Here is a 6,874-nt window from a genome sequence, read left to right as displayed (position 1 = left end):
CGGGGCGTACCGGCCGGGCACCCCCGTGGGGGTCTCCCGGCCCCCCTTCGGGCCCGCCGCCCGGGCCCGGCCCAGCTTGGCGGCCGCAGGCGCCATGCGTGCGCCGGCCGCTACGGCGCCACCTACCCCGGTCGCGGCGGCACCGATGGCAACGGCCGTGCCGGCGGCACCGACAGCGGCACCCGCCATCGCGCCAGCGCCGAGCTGCGGCGCACCGGACACGAGGCCGGTGGCGATGCCCGGCCCATAGATGCCCAGCGCCAGCAGCGCGAGCGAGGCCAGCATCACGACAAGGGCGTGGTCGATGGAGGGTTCGTCGGGATGAACCTGGAACTCTGCGAACAGGCCCGAGCCGATGCCGACGATGACGGCCAGCACCAAGACCTTGATGCCCGACGACACCACATTGCCGAGCACCTTTTCGGCGAGAAACGAGGTCTTGTTCCAAAGCGCGAACGGCACCAGCACGAAGCCCGCGAGCGTGGTCAGCTTGAACTCGATCAGCGTGATGAAAAGCTGGATCGCCAGCACGAAGAAACACAGGATGACGGTGAGCCAGGCGAGGAACATTACCACGATCGGGTCGATGTTCACGAACACTTCGGGGAAGCCCGCCATGTCACCGATCTGGTCGAGGATCGGCGCGCCGGCGTCGATGCCGGTCTTGGCCAGCCGCCCCGGTTGCAGGAAGTTCTCCATCGTCATGGCCGAGCCGGTGGCCGTCAGGCCCAGCCCGGCAAACGAGCGGAAGACGATGCCGGCCAGCCAGTTGAAGTTGCCGATGATGTAGGCGAAGGCACCGACGTAGAGCACCTTGCGCAGCAGCTTGGCGATCACGTCCTCGCCCTGGCCGGTGGCGTGGCTCATGGCCCAATACAAGCCGGCGATGGTCATGTCGATGACGATCAGCGTGGCGGTCAGGAACGCCACTTCGCCTTGCAGCAAGCCGAAACCGGAGTCGATGTAGCGCGAGAACGTATCGAGGAAGCGGTCGATGATGGTCACGTCGTTCATGGCGTGTCCTCTCCAATGGGTTCATCGAAGCTCGCCGGAATCGGCGGCAGCTCGGCCAGCGTCCGGTATTCATCCGGCCCGGCCTGGCCGGAGAAGAAGCGCCGCCGGAAGGCTTCGGCGGCGGCGCGGCAGTCGTCTTCGCCCACGACCTGCCGGTCGGCCGCGCACTGCGCACGCAACGCCTTGAGCCGCACGGGATCGGCAACCAATGCGTCGGCCAAGTTCTCTGCTGGCTGCTGGCCGCACGCGGTCAGCAGCAGGGCCAGCAGCGAAACCGACAAGACGGGAGCGCATCGCATGGCCGTCTCCCATCAGTTGTTGTAAAAGTTGACGGACTGCGGCGTGTACGGCGTGCCGCTGCCCAGGAAGCGCCGCCGCACTTCGCGGGCGCGCTCGGTGGCCGCCGCCTGCCGCGCCAGTTCCAGCGAGGCGGCGCGGTCTTGCGTGATCTGGAGCTGCTGGGACTGGATGGACTGCTTGGCCTGCAAGGCAAGAAGCTGGTTGGTCGCCTGCTGCGCCTGCAACGCGCCGGTGGCCGATTGGCTCTGGCTCACGAGGTCGGCCAGCGCGCTTTCGTCTTGGGCCAGGTTCTGCGACACCTGCGCCTGCATCCGCATCGCGGTATGCAAACCGTCGAGCGTGTTCTTCCAGCGCTCGCGGGCGTCCTGCGCCATGCGGTCGCCGCTGATGGTCGCGGCGTACTGCTCTGGGTAGAGACGGGCAAACGTGGCATCCATGCTCTGCACGTCATAGGCCAGCCCCTGGGCCTCGGCGATCAGGCGTTCGGTGGTGGCGAGCGTAGAGCGCAGCCGGTTGACGATGTTGAAGTCCAGGCTCGCGAGATTGCGCGCCTGGTTCATCAACATCTGCGCCTCGTTCTGAAGCTGATTGATCTGGTTGTTGATCTGCTCCAGCGTGCGGATGGCGGTGAGCGTGTTCTGTACCAAGTTGACGGGATCAACGAAGGTCAGCGCCGCCGCCGGCTGGGCGAGCATCAGGGAGCCGGCCAGCGCGGCGGCGAGCGAAGCGGAAAGCACACGGGTCTTCATGGCGAAACCTCCAGCGGTTGAGAAGCGAGAAACGAAGCCGCCGTCGGCGAGGACGGCAGCAGGTCGGCGGCCCAGTCGAGGCCGCGATGGCGCAGCCACGCACCGGCGAAGCCGGGAGCGCCGGCCTGCGTCAGGACGCGGTCAATGTCGCGTTGGTCTTGCGGTGTGGACGCGCCCGTGAAGGCGAGCGCGGCCGGCCCCAGGTCGAGGTCGAACAGGCGATTGCCGAGACGCGATTGGTAGTAGTAGTCGCGCTTGGGCTGCGCGGTGGCAACGATCTCGATTTGCCGGCTGTTGAGGCCGAAGCCCTCGTAGATCGTGCGAATCTGCGGCTCGGTCGCCTGCGGATTGGGCAGGAAGATGCGGCTCGCGCAGCTTTCGATGATGGCTGGCGCGATGGTCGAATCCTTGATGTCGGCCAGCGATTGCGTGGCGAAGATGACGCTGACGTTCTTCTTGCGCAGCGTCTTGAGCCACTGGCGGATGCGGGCGGCAAACGACGGTTCATCGAGGAACAGCCATGCCTCGTCGAGAATCAGCAGCGTCGGTGCACCGTCAAACCTTTCATCGAAGCGGGCGAACAGGTAGCGCAGCACCGCTTGGACGGCGGCGGGACCCTGCATCAGTTCTTCCATCTCGAAGCCCTGCACGTCACCGAAGCCGAGACGATCGGTGTCCGCGTCCAGCAGCTTGCCGTGCGCGCCGCCGAGCACGTAGGGCGCGAGTGCCTGCCGCAGCGCGTTCGATTGCAGCAGCACGGATAGCCCGGTCATCGTGCGCTGCTCCACCGGCGCGCCGGCCAGGCTGCCGAGCGCCGACCAGATGGCCGCTTTTTCGTCCGGGCCGACCGTCACGCCCTCATGTAGCAGGCGGCCTTCCACCCATTCCCCCGCCCAGGCGCGATAGCTTTCCCGGTCGATCCGCGCGAGCGGCTGGAAGGCAATGCCGCCATCGGCACCCAAGTCGTAGTGCTCGCCGCCCAGGCCCAAGATGGTGGCGCGCATCGAGCGGCCCATATCGAAGGCGAACACGCGCGAGCCGCGATAGCGGCGGAATTGCTGCACCAGAATGGCAAGCAACACCGACTTGCCCATGCCGGTCGGGCCGGTGACCAGCGTGTGCCCCACATCGCCGATGTGCGTCACCAGCCGGAACGGCGTGGCGCCATCGGTGCGGGTGACGATCAGCGGCGGGCCGTCCAGGTGTTCGTTCTTCTCCGGCCCGGCCCATACGGCGGACAGCGGCATCATGTGCGCCAGGTTCAGCGTCGAGACGATGGGCTGGCGCACGTTGGCGTAAGCGTTGCCGGGGATGGACGACAGCCACGCATCGACGGCGTTCAGCGTTTCCGGGATGGTCACGAACCCGCGCCCCTGAATGACGCGCTCCACCATGCGCAGCTTTTCGTCGGCCGCGGCCGGATCGGCATCGAGCACCGTCACCGTGGCGGTGAAGTGGCCGAAGGCCACCTGATCGCCACCCAGCTCCTGCATGGCGGCGTCCGCGTCGGCCGCCTTGTTGCTCGCGTCGGTATCGACCAGCGGGCTTTCCTGCTGGAAGACGGTTTCGCGCAGCAGCGCGATGACGTTCTTGCGCTTGGCGAACCACTGGCGGCGCAGGCGGCCGAGTTCCTTTTCCGCTTCGGCTTTGTCCAGGCAGAGAAAGCGCGTGCTCCAGCGGTAGGCGAAGCCCAGGCGGTTGAGGTCGTCCAGCAGGCCCGGCCAGGTCGAGGTCGGAAAGCCCCGCACCGACACCACGCGCAGGTGCTGGTCGCCCAGCGTGGGCGCCAGGCCGCCGACTAGCGCGGAGTCGGCCAGCAGCGCGTCGATGTGGAACGGCACCTCCGGCACGGCCACCGGATAGCGCCGCGTGGACACAGTGGCGTGCAGGTAGGTCAGCGCCTGGGCGTCATCGAGCCAGGCGATTTCCGGCATCACGCCATCGAGCAAGTCGAAGACACGATCGGTTTCCGCCACAAAGGCATCGAGCCGGCCGCGCCAGTCCACGCCATCGCCGGGCGCGTTCTCGTAGAGCAGCTTGGCCGCGCGGGCGCGCGATTCCTCGGGCGGCAGGTAAGCCAGCGTCAGGTGATAGCCGCTCTCGAAGTGATGCCCCGATTCCTCGAAGGCCGCGCGGCGTTCCTCGTCCACGAGCCAGGACAGCGGTTCGGGAAAGTCGGAGTGTGGGTAGTCCGCCGCCGGCCGGCGCTCGGCCTCAATGAACAAGGCCCAGCCCGAACCCAGCCGGCGCAGCGCGTTGTTGAGCCGCGCCGAAGTGGCGATCAGTTCGCCTTGCGTGGCACTGTCCAGATCAGGCCCGCGAAAGCGCGCCGTGCGCTGGAAACTGCCGTCCTTGTTCAAGACGACGCCCGGCGCGATCAGCCCGGCCCACGGAAGCCAGTCGGCGAGCAAGGCCGGGCGCTGGCGGTATTCGGCAAGGTTCAGCATGGCGGCGTCCCCCTACACGTCCAGCAGCGGTTTGTGCTTGATGTGCCGGGCGAAGACCTGCATGAACTGCGGATCGACGCGCGCGCCCCAGACCGCCAGCGAATGGCCGACGATCCAGAGCACCGCACCGGGAATCCACAGTTGCAGGCCCAGCCCGACGGCGGCGGCCAGCGTGCCGTTGGCGATCGCCACGGTGCGCGGGGCACCGCCCAGCAGGATCGGTTCGGTCAGTGAGCGATGCAGCGGGATCTCGAAGCCGGACGCGAAGCCCGGCGCTCCTTCGTTGGCGGTGCTCATACGACGGCTCCGCCGGAGAACGAGAAGAACGACAGGAAGAACGAGGACGCCGCGAACGCGATGGACAGGCCGAACACGATCTGGATCAGCTTGCGGAAACCGCCGCTGGTATCGCCGAACGCCAGCGCCAGGCCGGTGGAAATGATGATGATGACCGCGACGATGCGTGCCACCGGCCCCTGGATGGATTCGAGGATGGAAGTCAGCGGGCCTTCCCAGGGCATCGAGGAACCGGAGGCTTTCGCCGTGCCGGCCGTCATCAGCATGATGGCGGCCAGCAGCAGGCCGTGCTGCGCCGGCGCGGCCAGGCGCCGCAGGCGCGCTAAGGCCGAAGCCGGATTTACGGAAATGCGGAAAGCATGAATGTGCATCTGCGTCATGGCAGTTCTCCAGAGGATTCGGGGGACGGGGAAGAAACTGGCGGCAGCTCGGGAAACGGTGTTTCCAGCGCATCCGCCATGCGATAGCCCGCGCCGTCGAAGCCGACGACGCGGGCGATGCTTTCGACGTGGCGCTTGCGGCCACGCCCGGCGATGTGGATGACGACGTTAATGGCCTCGGCGATCAACGCTCGCGGCGGATTCACCGCCACTTCAAGAATCAGTTGCTCCAGGCGCAGCAGCGCGCCCAGCGCGGAACCCGCATGGATGGTGGCGATGCCACCCGGATGGCCGGTGCCCCACACCTTCACCAAGTCCAGGGCTTCGCCGCCACGCACCTCGCCGACGATCACGCGGTCGGGGCGCAGGCGCATCGTGGCGCGTACCAGCTCCTGCATCGACACGACGCCTGCGCGCGTGCGCAGCGGCACATGGTCACGAGCGGCGCATTGCAGCTCGATGGTGTCTTCGAGCACCAGCACGCGATCGCCCGTGGCGGCGATCTCGGCCAGCAGCGCGTTGGCGAGCGTGGTCTTGCCGGTACTGGTGCCGCCGGCGATCAGGATGTTCTGGCGCTCGCGCACGGCGCGGCGCAGGAAGTCCGCCTGGCCGGCAGTCAGGATGCCGTCGGCCACATAACGATCCAGGCCGATGATACTCACGGCGCGCTTGCGCAGTGCGAACGCTGGCCCCGGCGCGGCCGGCGGCAAGATGCCCTCGAAACGCTCGCCCGTCTCGGGCAATTCGGCGGTCAAGAGCGGCTGACCGCGATGCACCTCTGCACCGACGTGGGCGGCGACCAGGCGAATGATGCGTTCGCCATCGGCTTCGGGCAGTTCGACACCCAGCGGCGCGCGACCCGACGACAGCCGATCGACCCACAGGGTGCGATCAGGGTTGAGCATGATTTCCACCACGTCCGGGTCTTCCAGCGCGGCGGCGATCAGCGGTCCCATTGCCGTGCGCAGCATCTGGATGCGGCGATCCTGTGAAGTGGTGGCCGACGAGCGTGGTTCGGGCGGAATCTGCGGAACGGCGCTCATGAGGCACGCTCCGCAGCACGTTCATGGGCTTCGGCCAGCGCCGCCGCGTCATCCATCCGCATCGGATCGGGATGCAGTTCTTCCACCACGTCGCGCACCAGGCTCCGGCCGCGCAGCAGGTGCCTGCCGAGCTGTTCGATGAACTGCTCGAAACGCGCCTTGCCCTGGGCACGGGCCGCGTCTTGATGCGCCTCGGGCACCGGCGTGCTGACGGTCAGGAAGTAGCGGATGAACAGCGCCAGCGTCTCGATCTGGATGTTCTGGTCGCGCTCCAGTCGTTCGGCCTGCCGGGACAGGCGATCCAGCCGCTTGGCAATGGCGGCCTCGCGCTGGTCGCCCGCGTCTGGCGACAGCCAGGACGCCAGCGCCGTCGCGACGATGCTGGATTTCGAGACGCCTTTCTTGGCGGCAAGTTCTTCCAGCCGCTTGGCGTGCTCGTGTTGGATAAAAAGATTGAGGCGGTATTGGCTTGTATGTTTCATACCAGACCGTCGCGGTAGAGTTTGGAAGTCGTTGAGGCGACCAGACCGGTACGTGCAGCCTGGTTTTGGCTTGGGTCCTTGAGCCCGTCTATGAGTCGATAGCGCACGGCCACCGCGCCGGTCTTCGTGAAGCCCGAACGGTTACGCGCCCCGGAATGTCCG

8 protein-coding genes are annotated in these 6,874 nt (G+C 67.2%); all 8 read right to left on the bottom strand.

Going from position 1 to position 6,874, the window contains the following annotated elements; all coding sequences use genetic code 11:
* The coding region (gene trbL, locus ABE464_RS18585) for a P-type conjugative transfer protein TrbL (protein WP_346473135.1) at positions 1-1,014 on the bottom strand (1,014 nt) is incomplete at its 3' end.
* Positions 1,011-1,313, bottom strand: coding sequence for a hypothetical protein (locus tag ABE464_RS18580; protein ID WP_346473134.1), 303 nt, complete (start codon positions 1,311-1,313; stop codon positions 1,011-1,013). The genes ABE464_RS18580 and trbL, both read right to left, overlap by 4 nt.
* Positions 1,314-1,325: 12 nt before the next feature.
* Positions 1,326-2,063: a P-type conjugative transfer protein TrbJ gene (trbJ, locus tag ABE464_RS18575; protein ID WP_346473133.1), complete on the bottom strand. Its 738-nt coding sequence runs from the start codon at positions 2,061-2,063 to the stop codon at positions 1,326-1,328.
* On the bottom strand, positions 2,060-4,510 hold the full coding sequence (trbE, locus tag ABE464_RS18570) for a conjugal transfer protein TrbE (RefSeq protein ID WP_346473132.1): 2,451 nt from the start codon (positions 4,508-4,510) through the stop codon (positions 2,060-2,062). Before trbE ends, trbJ begins: the two co-directional genes overlap by 4 nt.
* Before the next feature lie 12 nt (positions 4,511-4,522).
* Positions 4,523-4,807 (bottom strand): VirB3 family type IV secretion system protein, encoded by a 285-nt coding sequence (locus ABE464_RS18565; RefSeq protein ID WP_121040493.1) that lies wholly within the window; start codon positions 4,805-4,807, stop codon positions 4,523-4,525.
* Positions 4,804-5,187: a TrbC/VirB2 family protein gene (locus ABE464_RS18560; RefSeq protein ID WP_346473131.1), complete on the bottom strand. Its 384-nt coding sequence runs from the start codon at positions 5,185-5,187 to the stop codon at positions 4,804-4,806. Before ABE464_RS18560 ends, ABE464_RS18565 begins: the two co-directional genes overlap by 4 nt.
* Positions 5,184-6,230 carry a P-type conjugative transfer ATPase TrbB gene (gene trbB, locus ABE464_RS18555; RefSeq protein ID WP_346473130.1) on the bottom strand — a complete coding sequence of 349 codons (1,047 nt, stop codon included), beginning with the start codon at positions 6,228-6,230 and terminating at the stop codon, positions 5,184-5,186. The genes ABE464_RS18560 and trbB overlap by 4 nt, the downstream gene beginning before the upstream one ends.
* The gene (locus ABE464_RS18550; protein ID WP_346473129.1) at positions 6,227-6,712 is read right to left on the bottom strand and encodes a CopG family transcriptional regulator; all 486 of its coding nucleotides are present in this window, start codon (positions 6,710-6,712) and stop codon (positions 6,227-6,229) included. The genes trbB and ABE464_RS18550 overlap by 4 nt, the downstream gene beginning before the upstream one ends.
* Between the last annotated feature and the right edge of the window lie 162 nt (positions 6,713-6,874).

Source organism: Stenotrophomonas sp. TWI587 (genome assembly GCF_039674145.1).
Lineage (GTDB): Bacteria > Pseudomonadota > Gammaproteobacteria > Xanthomonadales > Xanthomonadaceae > Stenotrophomonas > Stenotrophomonas maltophilia_AY.
Note: the sequence above shows the minus strand (reverse complement) of the source record. Positions and strands in the feature narration are given on the sequence as shown.

What these genes read in the sequence shown, in the direction of transcription:
- ABE464_RS18580 (WP_346473134.1), bottom strand. Translation starts at nt 1,313, where the DNA reads ATGCGATGCGCTCCCGTCTTGTCGGTTTCGCTGCTGGCCCTGCTGCTG.
- trbJ (WP_346473133.1), bottom strand. Translation starts at nt 2,063, where the DNA reads ATGAAGACCCGTGTGCTTTCCGCTTCGCTCGCCGCCGCGCTGGCCGGC.
- trbE (WP_346473132.1), bottom strand. Translation starts at nt 4,510, where the DNA reads ATGCTGAACCTTGCCGAATACCGCCAGCGCCCGGCCTTGCTCGCCGAC.
- ABE464_RS18565 (WP_121040493.1), bottom strand. Translation starts at nt 4,807, where the DNA reads ATGAGCACCGCCAACGAAGGAGCGCCGGGCTTCGCGTCCGGCTTCGAG.
- ABE464_RS18560 (WP_346473131.1), bottom strand. Translation starts at nt 5,187, where the DNA reads ATGACGCAGATGCACATTCATGCTTTCCGCATTTCCGTAAATCCGGCT.
- trbB (WP_346473130.1), bottom strand. Translation starts at nt 6,230, where the DNA reads ATGAGCGCCGTTCCGCAGATTCCGCCCGAACCACGCTCGTCGGCCACC.
- ABE464_RS18550 (WP_346473129.1), bottom strand. Translation starts at nt 6,712, where the DNA reads ATGAAACATACAAGCCAATACCGCCTCAATCTTTTTATCCAACACGAG.